Origin of the sequence: Peribacillus sp. CSMR9 (assembly GCF_033141925.1) — a bacterium.
GTDB classification, from domain to species: Bacteria; Bacillota; Bacilli; order Bacillales; family DSM-1321; genus Peribacillus; species Peribacillus simplex_A.
This window is the reverse complement of sequence record NZ_JAOPHO010000060.1, coordinates 1-16016: the sequence shown is the minus strand read 5'-3', so window position 1 is coordinate 16016 and position 16016 is coordinate 1. Positions and strand designations below refer to the sequence as shown.

Here is a 16016-nt window from a genome sequence, read left to right as displayed (position 1 = left end):
GAAAGGACGTGCCATAATAATGAATCACGACAAAACAGCCATCACTAAAGTACGTACAGGTCCCATGTTTGCGGTGATACTGGCTGGTGCTCTAGTCGCTTTCTTAAATCAGACTTTAATCAATATCGCATTGCCTCAATTAATGAATCATTTTGACATATCAGCTGCAACAGCTAATTGGCTTACTACTATCTTCTTATTGGTCAATGGGATTGTCATCCCGATTACCGCTTTCTTAATGGAACGATTTAATACAAGACAATTATATCTAGCTTCGATGGGACTCTTCGCCTTAGGAACTTTTTTATGTGGAATTGCCCCCAGCTTCTCCGTCTTATTGATCGGACGTGTGGTTCAAGCTGCAGGTGCAGGGATTCTATTCCCGTTGATTACAAATGTAATTTTCACTTTATTCCCTCCTAACAGACGCGGTTTCGCAATGGGCATCTTTGGTATCGCGATGAATTTTGCCCCAGCCGTAGGACCGACGTTATCAGGATGGATTATCCAAAATTATTCTTGGCGGGTTCTGTTTTTTATCATTTTCCCATTTGCCCTTCTTAACTTTATTTTTGCAATTTTCATCATTAAAAATGTAGGTAAAACCAGCCGACCCGAACTCGATAAAATGGGGGTTATTCTATCCACTATCGGATTCGGCGGAGTTCTATACGGATTTGCTACAGGCGGTACTAAGGGCTGGGGCAGTCCCGAAGTACTGACGATGTTCCTTGTTGGAGGAATCAGTTTAGTTTTATTTGTCTGGAGGCAATTTACTGTAAAGCATCCTATTTTGGAATTTAGAATTTTTCGGTATCGGATGTTCACTTTAACGACAATCATCAACATCATCGCTACCATGGGTATGTTCTCTGGAATGATCATCATGCCAATCTATATGCAGAATATCCGTGGGTTCACTCCGATGGAATCCGGTCTCATGCTATTGCCTGGCGGGATTTTAATGGGGATCATGTCCCCTATCACAGGTAAGCTGTTTGATCGATTTGGTGCGAGATGGCTTGCGGTGAGCGGACTTGCCATCACTATCATTACAACCTATCTTTTAACGCGGCTTCAAACAGATACGTCCTATTCTTATGTGGTGTGGGTATATACTATTAGAATGTTCGGAATGTCGATACTGATGATGCCTATCTTCACAGCCGGATTAAATGAATTGGCACTTAGCCTAAATAAATACGGCACAGCAATGGTCAATACATTGAGAATGGTGGCAGGTGCTGTTGGCATGGCATTCTTTGTGTCCATCATGACAAACCAAGGAACGAAACATGTTCAGGAAATCTTATCTCAAAGGAACATATCACCGGATAATACATCACAAATGGCGACGGCCATTAAACAAGGCAGCGTAATGGGAGTGGATGATGCATTCATGATAGCAACAGGTTTGACCATAGTTGCATTCATACTGGCCTTTTATATACGGCAAACTTCACCACAAGAAGATACCATTACAAATCGCCTATCAAAAAAAACATCTTGAATAAAAAAGGCTAAATCCAACCTATTTTCCAAGGTAAAAAAAATTCTTATATTATTAAACTGACTTGCCCCATGAAAACAAGGCAAAAAAAAGAGACTCTTTTAGTGTCTCTTTTTTTTGCCCTAATTACATCATGGCCTCAACGAGAAGGCCTTTACTTTGATTAGCGTACTCCCATGTGAATTAAAAATATCTTATGAAGAACAAATAGCAATCGTAATTCCCAATCAGCTAAGTATATATTTAGATTCCTCTCATATATTTTAAGATAATGATTTGGACAAGGGGAATTTTTTTATGAGAAAGTTTGTTACATTGCTTTTTTCAAGTTTTTGCATTGGAGTAGGTCTTAACTTATTTATTATCCCCATTCATCTAATAAATGGCGGGATATTTGGCATAAGTTTATTAATCAAATATGTTTGGGGAATCCAGGTTGGACATACTATGATCATGATCAACATTCCCATATACCTTCTATCTCTTCTATACGATAAGACTTATTTCTTTAATGCCATCCTTGGGTTAGCGTTTACTTCAACCATTATTGATTGGCTAACACCACTAAACGGTTTGGTTCATCTACCGATCATAACGAGTGCCATTATCGGTGGAATGACGATTGGGATTGGTGTTGGTTTTATGCTGAGACAACATATTAGCCCTGGTGGAGTGGATTTGCTAGCACTATTAATCTCAAAAAGCACAGCAACTAATCCAGGAATTGTTATTTTTATTATTGATTCACTAATAGTAATTGCGGGAATTATTATATTGAAAGACTTAAAGTTAATGTATTCCATCATCACGATTTCCTGTATCGGGTTATGCGTCATTTTAATCAATTCTTTTAAGTCAATAAACTTTTTTATAAGATAAAGCCCTACCTAAAATTGCTGCAACAGGGTCAATTACAGTGTTCGCAATTTTACACTATTCATATCTGCAACACTTTCAGAAAGGTAAAGCTATTCAACCTTAAAATTACCTCAATAAGGCAGTGCTAAAGTAGGCACTGCCTTTTACAATAATGTAACTCCAAAATTACCTTTAAGCGGTGGACTTTTGGACTTTCCCTTATGAAATTAAAAATCTGTGAGTAAAGTATTCTATTACACCAAGTAATATTCCTACAATAATTGCTCCTATGAAAGTGATTGAAGCATTCCATAATAGATTGAAAGAAAATGCCCAATCAAAACGGTAGCTACAAAATCCGCTCCAACACCCATCCATAAAGTTCCACTTTTTAATATGAAATATTCCATACCAACCCCGACAATCGCTAGTACAAGACCAATAATAATTGGTTGCCAAAGAGATGAATAATTTATACCGGCACAAAAAAACCCGAAATTGGGCAAACCATAATCAAGTATATCCCCCCTTTCGATATACATTTTGCCCGGAATGTAATGAAATTTCCGCTCCATAAAAAACACGCTGTAGTTATACATTACATAATGGAGAATCTTTCAGCCTTTCCTTTTTACACTTCTTGATTTTTTTGATTCACGCTCTAGGTAAGCTGCTCTTACAGCTTAAGAAAAATTAGGGTTACTGTTTTATGCAACCCTCACTAGACTGAAGAAATTTGCGACACTCCTGCCGAATAACTGGCAAGCTGAGACCCAGGAGTAGCTTGCAGCGGGAAGGCTTGGCAGACAGTCGCACGTTTACTCGTGAGTTCGCGCCGTTTACTCGTGAGTTTGGCTGTTTTATTCGTGAGTTTTGGCTATTTACTCGTGATTTCGGCATGTTTACTCGTGAGTTTGAGCTATTTACTCGTGAGTTTGGCATATTTACTCGTGATTTCGTGCTGTACCCATGATTTCGCACGTTTACTCGTGAGTTCGCGCCGTTTACTCGTGAGTTTGGCTGTTTTACTCGTGAGTTTTGGCTATTTACTCGTGAATTCAGCATATTTACTCGTGATTTCGTGCTGCACCCCATGATTTCGGCTGTTGACTCGTTGGAGCGGATTTCTGAAATCAACAGAATATTTCTCAAGAAAAAACTGTAGGCAAACAGGAGTTTTCTTCGAATCTGTCTACAGTCAAGCGATTCTTCAAGAATCGGGCCACGACTGTTAAAGTTCAATAATTTTTTATAGAATGCATTAAAAAAAGGAATGTGGAATATGATTAAAATGTCAATCTAAGGGAGGGAATAAGAATAAATGAAAAAAACAAAAATTATATATTGGATCTTTACAGGGCTTTTGGTGGCATTAATGGTTTTGGGTTCTATTCCGGATATAATGTCTGCTCCCGATGCAGTCGCTTTATTTAATGATTTAGGTTATCCTACCTACCTCCTACCCTTTATTGGCATTGCCAAATTATTAGGTGTCGTGGCAATACTTATTCCTGGCTTTCCAAGAATCAAGGAATGGGCTTATGCCGGTTTTGTATTTGATTTGACGGGTGCTATGTATTCAAGCATATCAGTGGGCGACCCTGCCAGTGGATGGCTGCTTTTCATTATCGGATATATTTTGATAGCCGGCTCTTATATTTACCATCATAAAATAATAAAATCCGCTACATCGTGTACTTTGAGCAATAAGAATAGCTAAACAATATAGTGAAATAGCCTTTCAACTTTGATTTCCTTTTTAAATAGAATTTGTGGAAATAATATTAATAGAGCCCCATTAGGATTTCCTTATTGGGGCTCTATATGATTAACTTACTGTTTTTGAAGTCAAATACGCGACAAGTATATAGCGTTCAGGTGCTGACCCGATATAATCAAAAGGATAACAGGTACTGACGGTAAGCGTTGCTCGTGGCTTTGGTACGATTACGGTACGATCATCCTCATCTACAATTCGAACTTTGTTGATTTTGTATGTGAACTCTCCTGCCGATGTTCTTACAATCAACAAATCTCCTTCACCTACTTGCCCCAGTTTACGGAATACCGTATCTCTATGACCGGAAAGAACGGAATTGTCATTTTCGCCTGGCAGCACACTTTCAGCAAAGTGACCAACGCCTTTCTCCAATTCATCCTCGTTTGTTCCATGGAAAATGGGGAGTTTTGCTTTTAGTTTTGGTATATACAGTTCCCCGATTTCTTCACCCGTTTTAGGGCGGACAGGATATAGCTCTTTCTTTGTTGTTTCATTTCTTGGTGGTTTCTGTACAGTTTCTTTTATTTGGCTACTTGGAGCATGAGTCTTGTAAAGAAAGTAGCCTTTTGCAAACTTATACATATTGGATGTGGTAAACCAAACCCCAAATAATATGATAGCAATTGTACAAGAAAGCAGAAGTAACCGCTTTTTCTTAAATTGTTTCATATTAAGCTTTCCTTATTTTTCGATACATCAAGCTCCCGAACAAGACAATGAATAGTCCTAAAAGGGCATTAGGGATATAATCGGAAGCGGTCTTTGGAAGTTTAGCTCCTTTTACCGTATGATGTTCCGATTTCTTAATAGTGCTGATTTTTTGTTTTACTGGTTTAGCAACTGGTGCCTTTTCAATGGTCCTTGTCACTTCTTTAGCAGAATCCTTTAATTGTTGGCCCGCATTAGTAAGAGTGTTAGAATCGACCATTTCACCCGTAATCAAAAGATCAGCCAAGAACTTCCCGTCAGTAGTGTATATGGCTATTTTCAAGTTAGCACCCTTCAATTCTTCCAATTTCATTAAATCCAAAAGGGATACAGATGATTCCGAGCCGCTTTTCACAAGGGAATAGGATACTTTTAGCTTAAAGATGGAAAGTAGTTCTTCATAGATAGATGCCATTTCAGCTATCTGTCCAGCAGTAAGCTCGGTTGCTACATCAAAATCCTCGAAAGCCATCATGCGGTTGCCCAATTCTTCAAGTCGCTTGACTGTTTCCGGATCTGAAAGATGATCTTCCAAAGTTATTAAATGGTCTTCAAGTCGCTGTAGTTCCTCTTCCGTTAGACCGAGATCCCCCTCGAAAATAGGCAGAAGATCATCGGCAACTTCTCCTTCCAAATCCCCGCCAGTAATGGTCCAAACAGTTTCTTCAAGATTATCTATGTATATATAATCGTTAAAATCTTTACCATTTTCCTTTAACAATTGAAGCAGTGGTTGTTTATCCAGTCCATAATTCTCATTAAAATAATCTAAGTTGCTTAGGTCTGCCTTTATGACGTCACCTAAGAATTCGCTAAGCTCTTCGACAGATTCAAAGTCTTCAGTACTTAAATCATAGGTGTCTAATGATACTTCGATATCGTCCTTTGTTACTGCGAAGCCTCTTTCCTTGCTGACCTTGGTTAAATATTTGACTAAATCTTGGTCAAAATTTGGATCCTGTTCAAAATCACCCTCTTCTGTATAGAAATAAACAGCTTCATCCAGGTCCCAGATAAAGATATAATCGTCGAGTTCTTCGCCATTTTCGTGTAATAGTTTAATTAGGCCTTCATTAGTTAGGTTATAATCCTCATAAATGGTATCTAAATTACTTAAATCTGCTTTAATAACTTCGCCTAATGTTTCTTTAAGATCATCAATAGATTGAAAGTCTTTAATACTCTCATCATATGTAGAAAGAGAACTTTCAATATCATCCTTCGTTACTTCAAATCCCCTTACATCGCTTACCTTTTTTAAATACTTTGTAAGTTCCTGCTCAAAATTATTGCTTGGAGCTGCCGATGCTAATTGTGGGAACAAGCTAATTAACATCGTAATTGAAAGTAAAATGGTCAACAGTTTTTTCATACTTTTCTCCTATTCATAACATTTCTATATTTCCAGAAAATTATAAAGTATTAACCATAACTTAACAACGAGGTTATTTCTTCCAATTAGAAAAAATGATATTTTACTTACTTTGCTAAGAAAACCTCTTTTTGGGGAGGTTGATGCTAAAAAATAGCAACTGAATGGAGAAATACGTAGACAATCTACGGATTTGTTGAATAGTCTGTCATGCTACGAGTCCATACAACCGTATTTGTTAATAGGATTGTCCAAGTGTTAACCTTCCTTTTATGAAGTTATTGACCTATTTTCACTATAATTATCAACGTTATTGATATCTCCGTATTAATCATTATTTATTAAAAGAGAAGTAGAGAAGGTTTTGGTTTTTTCTTACCCTTTTTTAGCTTAACGATTCCACTATTTTTACGTAGCAACTTATGGTCAATACCTTTATTTTTCATTGCTTATACATATATTGAAATTTTCGCTCCCTGAAAATAATCTGATCGATATAATAATGTTTGCAATAGTCGAAATCGTTATTAGCATAAAGAATGTTCATTACTTTAAAAAGATATACATTGAAAAAGCGGCTTTTAGTTGCTTTTTCATTTGACTTCACAATTTTACTCCCTTTCTATCAGCTCCATCCACACACCTTAAAGGTATCACGATTCATTCCTATCAACTCCTTAACATCTTTAATACTAATTCTTCTTACATTTAGTTAAACGAGAAGCTAAAATAAAAAAATTTGCCTCTTATCAGGTTCTTAGTACTAATCTCTTTTTCTGCTAATAAACTTAATAAAATAACTATTTTAGGAGGGGCGCAATGTTTAATAAATCCACGAATAAAAAACTGAATGGTGATAATCCACTTATTTGTAAAATTAATGACGTCACTTATCAAAAGTACCATCTATATAAGAAATCATATGAGCGGGAAGTATTGGTCATAAAAGATTACGGTGAAGATTGCGGTGTTACCAATAAAAGTATTGCGTTATTCGAAGCAGTTAAAGATCAATTTGACCGTTTTAAAATTGCAAAAATTGTTAAAGAAATTAATAAAGACAATATTTTGGTCGATAGCGATCTCATCCTTATAGACAAAAAAGGAAATGAGCTACACCTATCTGGTTGTAGTTGCGGGTATGCTGGAACTGGTTCACAGGGGACAGTTAAAATTTTGAATAAAGCTGGATTCGAGATAGATAGAAGGTTTGTGTTTTGTTCAAAAGGATTCACTCTTTTTCATCCAAATGAAGAAAAAGAACTTTATGGCGAACGTTTATAAGTTCCAATGAATCTAGAATAAATATTGGATCCACTTTAAATGCCATATAGAGATAAGATTCTCTACACAATTGTTGGCAAATTGTGTTCAGCCTGCTATTTCCCTTTTATTATGCAAAAAAGCCTTGGTACTGAGAAACTCAGCAATACCAAGGCTTTAAGGCTATTATAACAATACATGTATTACATTTATTCACCATAAACCAACAGTTTCTAGTTGAAGTAAGATGCCTTCAAGACAGCTCTGATCATCTGCTAACACACCCGTGGTTTTTCTTTCATAAACATGAAAATCGTAGTAATAAGGATTTTTGTCGTTCATAACCCCTTTTCCAACAGATACTTTATTCCATTTATTGAAATTAGCATCTGGAAAAAATGTATCCCCTTTGTAATATACATCTTCTAAACATTAGGCAAGAACATATTATAAATCTGTTCTCCCCCAAAAGTAAAAATCTCTTCTTCATCTTTACATAACTCAAAAACATCTTCGATTGAATGGGCATTTTCACAACCGTCAAAGTAAAATCTATGTCTCTTGTCAAAATAATATTCCTTTGTGAGGTAAAGCCCTTCCGATTGACTCAAGGTTCTTTCTATCCAATATGATGTGTTCTTTGCAAGAAATCCCGAATAAGGGAGCATTCGCAAGAAATACTGAATTACCTGAGGGAGTTCAACAAAAGCTAGCTTTTAATAATCTTTTACACTCTTCTTAATCCGCTGATTTAGTGATTAAATCATAAGTTTTTTTCAAATTAGTCTTAAAATATGTAGTAAAATACCAGTCTTGATAAGCTTTTGGTACTAATATATCATCAATACTTTTCTTACTTTGGATAGACTCCGTCACCAATGTAAGAATATCATTTATGTAACCTTTCACTTCATGAAGTTCTTTCATTGAGCAAATTTCGCCATGCCCCGGTATGATAGTTTCTAGACCAAGAAGTTCAACTCGCTCCAAAATAGTTAGCCATTCCTGAGGATTTGCATTAATCATTACAGGATGATGCTTCGAGAGTACTAGATCCCCCATTACGGCAGTTTTTTCTTCAGGTATGTACACGAATGCATCACTTTGCGTGTGACCGCCACCATACGTGATAAGTTGTACGGTCCGTTCACTACCATGAATACTCATCTGTTGATCAAAAGTTATCGTTGGTAGTGAATATATCAAATTAGGGAGTGTTTTCATGTACTCACGGTCACTAGCATTTTCCCATTGCATTTCCTTTTTAAGTTTTTCGTTTGTCTCTTGTTGTATTTTTACCTCAAAATCGTCAATAGCCTGATAAATCGGTTCCGGGTTTGACAACTGCTGCATTACCCTGTTTTTTCCAAATGCAGCCATGATTTCACGTGTAATAGATGTAGAAATTATTTGTGCCTTGGGGGTAAACAGTTGATTCCCGCTTGTATGGTCACTGTGCCAATGTGTGTTGATTACATAGGAAACTGGGTTTCCAGTGAGGTATATTGCAGCCGCCTGCAAATCCTCTGCAGCCTGTATTGTCGTGAAGGTATCGACCACAAGCGTTGAATTACCTAGATCAATGATTGTTGCATTCCCTAAAGATCCGGTACCTGGGACCGAAATTGCTGCAAATATACCCTCAGCGACTTGATTCAGCCGGAAATGCTTTGATCCCTTGAATGTATCCATTCGATTTTTCATGAGTTACCTCTCCTCCTACCTAAAATTACCACTTATTAATGTCACTGGAAATGAACCAAATACATTTCTTTCCACTAGTTTATTTTCAAAAATAAAGTAAAGCAATTGTTAATGACAGAAGGTTTTATTTATTTTTTTGTTCTTCTTTTGCTTTTTCAAGGACATTTTGTATAAACGGTTCTTTTGCTTGAGTATATCCAGTTCTGTCAAAGTAATGCTCTACAGCTAAATCCTTTTTTAATTGATGATATTGTTTTAGTACATCAGAATGAGTTCTTAAATAATTTCTAAACAAAATATTATTATTCCAATATCTACTTTCAAACTTGTATATATGTAAATGGTGTGTTCCTGCTCTCCATTGTCCTCTTCTAAAAAACCTCCTTTCTGGAAATTCCTTATGAGCTACAAATTCATACCCTATTTGTTTTAAGGGTTCAATAAATTTGTCCACTTCTTCTAAATTATTAACGCCAACCATTATATCCAAAATGGGTTTTGCTCCTAATCCAATAACCGATGTACTCCCAATATGTTCAATGCAAATATTGTTCTTTTTTAAGACCCCCATTATCTTCTTTTTTTCCTGCTCGTATTCCTTCGACCAATTTGGATTATAATTTTCGATTACAACTGGTTTTTCCATATTCCCCACCCATATCATTTAATAGGAATTATTATATCTTGTTCTTGCACTTTACTGCCCCTTTAGTCCTATGAGAAAAGAGCTGCCACAGCAACCCCCCTACCTAATTTCAGCATATACCGTGTAACTCCTAGCTTTTACTATGTCATTTACACTCTTTCCGTGTGTTTCACGTTCATTATTAGCAAAATAGCTCGAGGGATAAATTACGGTATAATTCCTGGGTAATGAGTTGTAGTTGTTAATGAAGCCCATAAAAAAACGCCTTCCTTTCGTATTGATTTCAAAAAAAGAATAGCGTTTTTCTTGTTTTGAGGATAGGATTTTTCCTTGGCTTGATGGACGCGTGGCGGGCTCCCGTCTAATATTACTAATACCATTAGATTCTTTTTGAGGAACGCCGGAAATCCCTTGGGATAACGGCTGTTTGACATTTTTATACTCAAAATACGGCCTTTCAATGAAAAGCCGCTTTACAATCTGATTGAACAAACAATTTTACTGCTGGCTTAAGCTAAAATATGACCGCCTTCCACATGAAGAACGGTTCCAGTCACGAAACTATTTTGGAGCAAGTATAGTACACTTTGTCCAACGTCTTCAGCTCTTCCTATTCGTTTCACAGGAAGTTTGTTTCCCACCGTAGCATAGAAGTTATTGCGAGTTTCTTCTGGCATTTTGCTTCGGGAAGGTGTATCAATGATACCGGGCGAAACGATATTCACTCGGATCGGAGCAAGTTCTAATGCCAAGGTCTGACCTAGATTCGAAACAGCCGCATTGACTGCAGCTAGAATTGATGAACCGACCATCGATTTGTAGGCAACAACCCCAGAGAATAAAATGATCGATCCATGTGGTAAAATTTTAGGAGCACCGTATTTAGCCGCGTAGTATTGGCCCCAAAATTTGTTTTCAAACAATTGTCGAGCTTTGACTGTATCTGTTTGGAGGAATGACCCTCCGGATGTTTCTGCCGCGCTCACCACAAGATGGTCGAACCGGCCGACTTTTTCAAAGAAGGACTGAACTTGCTGTTCTTGTGTTGTATCTAGTATTAAAGCCGTAGCTCTATCTCCTAGTTTCTCTTTTGCATTCTGTAATTTATCTTCGGAACGGCTGGCAATAATCACTTCTGCTCCTTGGGCTATTACTTGTTTAGCTGATTCAAAACCAATCCCCGAGCTTCCGCCTATAATCACAACTTTTTTATCTTTTAACATGTTTTTACCTCCTCATGATCTTACTTAATAGATTAAAAATTCATTACTTCTTACAGATGTATATCAAGTTCGGATACAAATTTTTCAACCTTCGAATTTTTTTATTACATCATAGCAAGTGAAACCATTCCGAGGAATTTCTGTACTGATGTAAATGAGACCCGGCACATGATCTATTACCCAACCTCCTTCGGCATTAGCTAGATTAAAAGTGCTGTGCGACCTTTTTGCTTTCGACAACCTTAATGATTAAAGCGAGAATAGCTGTTAGTTGCGAAGGACGCGGATTTCATGACGAATAATCCTAAATAACCTCTCCCTGGATGCGTGGAACGAGGCTGGCAATCCTGATGAGAAATACGATGTCTAGATCCGAGGCCGGGCATTGGAACTTGATAACTGTGAGGTACTGCGCCCTGCAACAAAGATTAGCACGAAACAGAACAGCAACGATTTACCTGACAAACGTCCGGTAAATGCGATGATAATTTGACCTCCGATTACGACACCTAGAGCAGAGCCAGTTACCAATAACCCTTTTTCGCTTAAGTAACAATCAAATCATTTGCTACATCCGGAAGAATACCCATGATGACGAACTCTGTGCTACCGATAGCAAAAGCACTGATTAAGAGTGCAATGAGCCGTTGATTTCTCGCCTGAGCACTGCCTCAATATTGTGTTAGAATAATATGCACATCGATATTATATATATAGTAAGTTCATTTACGGAAGTAGTGATATTTATTTCATAAAGTTTCTGAAAGTATACTATTGTGATAGAATAAGGTAAAATAGTCCAAAAAAAATTTTAAGGGAGGATGTGTCAGATGAGTGTTACTGAGCCGGTCGTACTGACCAAAGGAACATCAGGTGAGCCTTGCCCCATTGCTAGAACAATTGACGTGATCAGTACTAAATGGACCTTTTTAATTATTCGGGATCTGCTTATCGAAGGAACGTTGCGATTCCGTGATTTATTAAAATCATTGGATGGAATTAGTCCGAAAACACTTTCATTACGCCTTAAAGAGTTGGAATATCATGGGATAGTGGAAAGAAAAGTATTTCCAGAGGTCCCTCCTCGTGTGGAATATACGTTAACAGAAAAAGGGGAACGATTGGAAAGTATCTTCATTGAATTAAAGAGATTTGGATTAAATTTATAGAAGATTAAATGTAGATCATTCTTTAATTTTGGGTGCTTCAATTATGAACGATATCAGACATGATTTGATTTATGGAAAATAAATGAATCGGCTATGGTTAGTTTTTACTAGCAGACGAGTTTAAATGTCTATGCCCACGTATCAAAGGAACTCGGAGAAAAAAGTGTGGATGGTTACAAGTAAATATGCCAAATTCACGAGTAAATAGCCAAAACTCACTAGTAGAACAGCCAATCCCACGAGTAAACGGCGCGAAATAACGAGTAACGTGCGAAATCATGGGTACAGCACGAATTCACGAATAAATATGCTGAATTCACGAGTAAATGTGCGAAATCATGGGTGCAGCACGAATTCACGAGTAAATAGCTCAAACTCACGAGTAAATAGCCAAAATTCACGAGTAAAACAGCCAATCTCACGAGTAAACGGCGCGAAATCACGAGTAAACGTGCGAAATCATGGGTACAGCACGAAATTACAAGGATAAGGCTCAAGATGAAATAGTATACCAGTTCCTTTTCATTATAAAATTAAAAAAAGCCTTGATAACTGAGAAACCCAGTAATACCAAGGCTTTAAAAGTATTAATACATTGACACAAATTTTTGCGTTCCCATGGATGAACCAGTGTACAACATTAGGAATAAATGATTTATGGGGATTTAGCAGGCGAAATTTATTGCTGACAAATAAATCCTTATCACCACATCTCTAACTTACTGCCTTTAGAGTGGATGATTTATTTGAGAAGGAAGAAAATTTTAGAATTATTCTATTATCCATAATCTGAAAGGATAAGGGACACTTTTTTTGTGTCCCTTATCCGGGGTATAGTTCATAATAACGGTCTTTTTAGAACCAACGCACTGTGCGTTCATTATGAACCTTTCAAGGCTTCCCTGTTATGAGTAGTCTTTTCCCAACATTATTATATGTTTATTAGAAATACATTATTGTAGGTGGTTTTGCTGTCCCATTTGGCCATATTGTTGCTGACCTTGTTGATTTCCCATTTGCTGTCCGGATTGTTGCTGCCCCCCGATTATTTGTTGTAACTGCTGTTGGGCCTGACTTACAGCTTGATTCATTTGAGTTAATGCTCGATTACTTTGAACATATTGGGAAGCTTGATTTAAAGTTTGAATTGCTTGTTGAATAGATTCCTGTAATTGTTGATCTGTTTGTTGTAATTGTTGTTGTGTTTGACCACTTAATTGTTGAATCTGTTGCGATAATTGATTTTGTTGACCCTGTGATTGTTGTTGATTTTGTTGACCCAGCTGCTGGCCGGATTGTTGTTGCCCTTGTTGTATTTTAGATAGTGAAGATTGCAGGTTATTTAATTGATTTCTAAAGTCACTTAAATCTTGTCCAATCTCAAATCCACACTTTTTCTAACCTCAGATTCAATTTTTTTCTTGGTGTTATTATCCATAAAAAATCCTCCATATTTAATAATGAAACCTTTAAAAGTCCTTTAATATGATGCCCGATTGATTGATTAAATATCCAATTAAATTTTTCTATAACGGATTGATGATGAGTGGATTGCTCAACTTCTTTGTCATCGGTTATTGGAAGCAAGCTTTGCGTGACGCTCGTTAAAGAAGAAAAAAGATGAGTTAATCCTTACCCTGAGTTGATATGTGAACTCTCATCAAAAGTATAACCTATAGTCCGTAATCCACTTTTATACCTTCCAATGACAACTTCTTGTTTTTTTCCTCCTTTTTATCCTTTAAAGAGTAAGCAGTATGTATTACAATATATCAATAGTTATAAAATGGTATTTTAGTTAATAATTACTGATCACTATTAGGGGGCTAAGTAATGGGAATTTCCTGTAATTCACACCGATTATCATTTGAATCGAAATCATAGTAATATTCTGCTTGTCGTTAAAATTTTAAAGAACCTTATTGCATATTTAATAAGGCCACCCAAAAAGGAGAAACTTTAAATTTATATTGAAATTAATTTTATCAGTCAGAATACGATACAATCTTATGTATTTAGGTTTGTGAGTAATTTTTTGAAAATTCTTTTTTTCGAAAAAGTAAAATTTAATTCTTTCATGGAGGTTTTAATTTGGCTAATAAAGTACCATTTTCATTTATTGTAGTTATTGGTTTAATGTTATTTGCTCTATTTTTTGGGGCAGGAAATTTAATTTTTCCACCAATGCTTGGGCAATCAGCAGGAATGAATATCTGGTCAGCAAATGCAGGGTTTTTAATAACAGGAGTTGGCTTACCGTTACTTGGTGTGTTAGCACTTGGTTTTTCGGGGAAAGATGATTTACAGTCGTTAGCAAGTCGTGTACATCCTGTATTTGGTATTGTATTCACAACCATTCTTTATTTAGCCATTGGTCCTTTATTTGCTTTGCCTAGATCAGGCAACGTTTCTTTTGAAATCGGTGTAAAACCTTTTTTGTCCGAAAATTCAGGCCCAGTTCCTTTACTTATTTTTACAATCATCTTTTTTAGCATTACGTGCCTTTTTTCGATCAATCCCGCGAAAGTTGTCGGAATTGTCGGGAAAATATTAACACCAATCAAGATAACGTTCATTGGAATCCTAGTAGTAGTTGCTTTTAATCATCCAATCGGAGATTTCCAAGCACCTATTAAGAATTATTCAGTTCAACCATTTTTTAATGGGTTTAGAGAAGGTTATTTAACAATGGATACGCTTGCATCTTTTGTTTTTGGCATCATCATCATTAATGCCATTAAAGAAAAAGGTGCTAGAACAAAAAAACAAATTATGGTTGTTTGTGCAAAAGCAACTGGAATTGCTGCCTTTTTCCTGGCAACCATGTATTCAGCTCTTTCTTATATGGGTGCTTCAAGTGTAGAAAAACTTGGGCACCTGGAAAATGGAGGTACTATATTAGCAAAAGTCTCGGATTATTATTTTGGAGCTTATGGCGGGATATTATTAGGATTAATGATTACAGTAGCTTGTTTAACAACAAGCGTAGGACTTGTTACATCTTGTTCTTCATTCTTCCATAAACTATTTCCAAAGGTACCTTACAAAACAATTGCCATTAGTTTATCTATTTTTAGTGCAATAGTTGCTAATATTGGGCTAACACAGTTAATTACTGTTTCTGTTCCTCTCTTAACAGCTATTTATCCATTAGCTATTGTATTAATTTTCTTAACATTTTTTCATTCTTTAATTAAAGGGAAAGCTGAAGTGTATCAAGGAAGCTTACTTTTAACATTTATAATTAGTTTATTTGATGGATTAAATCGAGCTGGTATACACTTTTCATCCATTAATAATTTTTTTAATAAAATTCTTCCTATGTACGATGTAGGACTAGGATGGATTATCCCAGCAATTGTTGGAGGATTTATAGGGTTTAGCAGTAGCATACTACGAGGAAAATTTGGTCTTAATCCTCCAACTAGAATAGTTAAATAAATAATACATATTAAAAAAAGGTCAACCAGTAATTTTTTACTGGTTGACTTTATAATAGGAACAGCACCTGAGAAAAAGCGCTGCCGAAGCAACTCCCTTATAAAGTAAAGTACCTATTAGCATAAACCGGGCTCCATTTTCAATATAATGTGATTCATCATGTAATAACCTTTTCTCCATAGTCCTCAATCTATTTAGAACCCTCTATACTTAATAAAATTAAAGAGCCTTACAAAAGGCTCTTTAATCACTGTTACATCTCTTATGAATAGGCTACACTTAGTTGGACAGAATTTTTAAGGTCAAGTAGACTACAGATACTACATTTGAGGAGAATCTACA

14 protein-coding genes and 1 pseudogene are annotated in these 16016 nt (G+C 36.3%); 7 read left to right on the top strand and 8 right to left on the bottom strand.

The window, feature by feature from the left end:
- Positions 1-19 precede the first annotated feature (19 nt).
- Both N9I19_RS19830 and N9I19_RS19825 read left to right on the top strand, forming a co-directional pair.
- The gene (locus N9I19_RS19830; protein WP_317778758.1) at positions 20-1510 is read left to right on the top strand and encodes a DHA2 family efflux MFS transporter permease subunit; all 1491 of its coding nucleotides are present in this window, start codon (positions 20-22) and stop codon (positions 1508-1510) included.
- A gap of 297 nt (positions 1511-1807) precedes the next feature.
- Positions 1808-2389: a YitT family protein gene (locus tag N9I19_RS19825; protein ID WP_317778757.1), complete on the top strand. Its 582-nt coding sequence runs from the start codon at positions 1808-1810 to the stop codon at positions 2387-2389.
- Between the two features lie 266 nt (positions 2390-2655).
- Here N9I19_RS19825 and N9I19_RS19820 read toward each other — a convergent pair whose 3' ends face one another.
- Entirely contained in the window at positions 2656-2943 is a 288-nt protein-coding gene (locus N9I19_RS19820; protein ID WP_284471140.1) for a hypothetical protein, read from the bottom strand.
- A 224-nt stretch (positions 2944-3167) separates the two neighbouring features.
- On the opposite strand from N9I19_RS19820, the gene N9I19_RS19815 reads away from it, so the two are divergent.
- Together N9I19_RS19815 and N9I19_RS19810 are read left to right on the top strand one after the other, a co-directional pair.
- Entirely contained in the window at positions 3168-3341 is a 174-nt protein-coding gene (locus N9I19_RS19815) for a hypothetical protein (RefSeq protein ID WP_317778756.1), read from the top strand.
- Positions 3342-3689: 348 nt separating this feature from the next.
- Positions 3690-4088 (top strand): DoxX family protein, encoded by a 399-nt coding sequence (locus N9I19_RS19810; RefSeq protein ID WP_061462584.1) that lies wholly within the window; start codon positions 3690-3692, stop codon positions 4086-4088.
- Positions 4089-4196: 108 nt separating this feature from the next.
- Here N9I19_RS19810 and N9I19_RS19805 read toward each other — a convergent pair whose 3' ends face one another.
- Positions 4197-4817 carry a class D sortase gene (locus N9I19_RS19805; RefSeq protein ID WP_317778755.1) on the bottom strand — a complete coding sequence of 207 codons (621 nt, stop codon included), beginning with the start codon at positions 4815-4817 and terminating at the stop codon, positions 4197-4199.
- 1 nt (position 4818) lies between these two features.
- Positions 4819-6228, bottom strand: a complete 1410-nt coding sequence (locus tag N9I19_RS19800; RefSeq protein WP_317778754.1) for a processed acidic surface protein — start codon at positions 6226-6228, stop codon at positions 4819-4821.
- Between the two features lie 819 nt (positions 6229-7047).
- Here N9I19_RS19800 and N9I19_RS19795 point away from each other — a divergent pair.
- A complete protein-coding gene (locus N9I19_RS19795; RefSeq protein ID WP_317778753.1) occupies positions 7048-7512 on the top strand; it encodes a hypothetical protein in 465 nt (154 codons plus the stop codon).
- A 270-nt stretch (positions 7513-7782) separates the two neighbouring features.
- Here N9I19_RS19795 and N9I19_RS19790 read toward each other — a convergent pair.
- The 4 genes and pseudogenes from N9I19_RS19790 to N9I19_RS19775 all read right to left on the bottom strand — a co-directional run.
- A pseudogene (locus tag N9I19_RS19790) lies at positions 7783-8124 on the bottom strand (dihydrofolate reductase); the annotation flags it as partial.
- A 105-nt stretch (positions 8125-8229) separates the two neighbouring features.
- Positions 8230-9195 (bottom strand): MBL fold metallo-hydrolase, encoded by a 966-nt coding sequence (locus tag N9I19_RS19785; protein WP_317778752.1) that lies wholly within the window; start codon positions 9193-9195, stop codon positions 8230-8232.
- Between the two features lie 124 nt (positions 9196-9319).
- Complete coding sequence (locus tag N9I19_RS19780; RefSeq protein ID WP_317778751.1) at positions 9320-9841, bottom strand: GrpB family protein; 522 nt, start codon at positions 9839-9841, stop codon at positions 9320-9322.
- Positions 9842-10350: 509 nt separating this feature from the next.
- Complete coding sequence (locus N9I19_RS19775) at positions 10351-11064, bottom strand: SDR family oxidoreductase (protein WP_317778750.1); 714 nt, start codon at positions 11062-11064, stop codon at positions 10351-10353.
- Between the two features lie 830 nt (positions 11065-11894).
- On the opposite strand from N9I19_RS19775, the gene N9I19_RS19770 reads away from it, so the two are divergent.
- Positions 11895-12233 carry a winged helix-turn-helix transcriptional regulator gene (locus N9I19_RS19770; RefSeq protein WP_289320616.1) on the top strand — a complete coding sequence of 113 codons (339 nt, stop codon included), beginning with the start codon at positions 11895-11897 and terminating at the stop codon, positions 12231-12233.
- Positions 12234-13186: 953 nt separating this feature from the next.
- Here N9I19_RS19770 and N9I19_RS19765 read toward each other — a convergent pair.
- Positions 13187-13324, bottom strand: coding sequence for a hypothetical protein (locus N9I19_RS19765; protein ID WP_317778749.1), 138 nt, complete (start codon positions 13322-13324; stop codon positions 13187-13189).
- 1000 nt (positions 13325-14324) lie between these two features.
- On the opposite strand from N9I19_RS19765, the gene brnQ reads away from it, so the two are divergent.
- Positions 14325-15674 (top strand): branched-chain amino acid transport system II carrier protein, encoded by a 1350-nt coding sequence (gene brnQ / locus N9I19_RS19760; protein ID WP_141133697.1) that lies wholly within the window; start codon positions 14325-14327, stop codon positions 15672-15674.
- Positions 15675-16016: the final 342 nt, after the last annotated feature.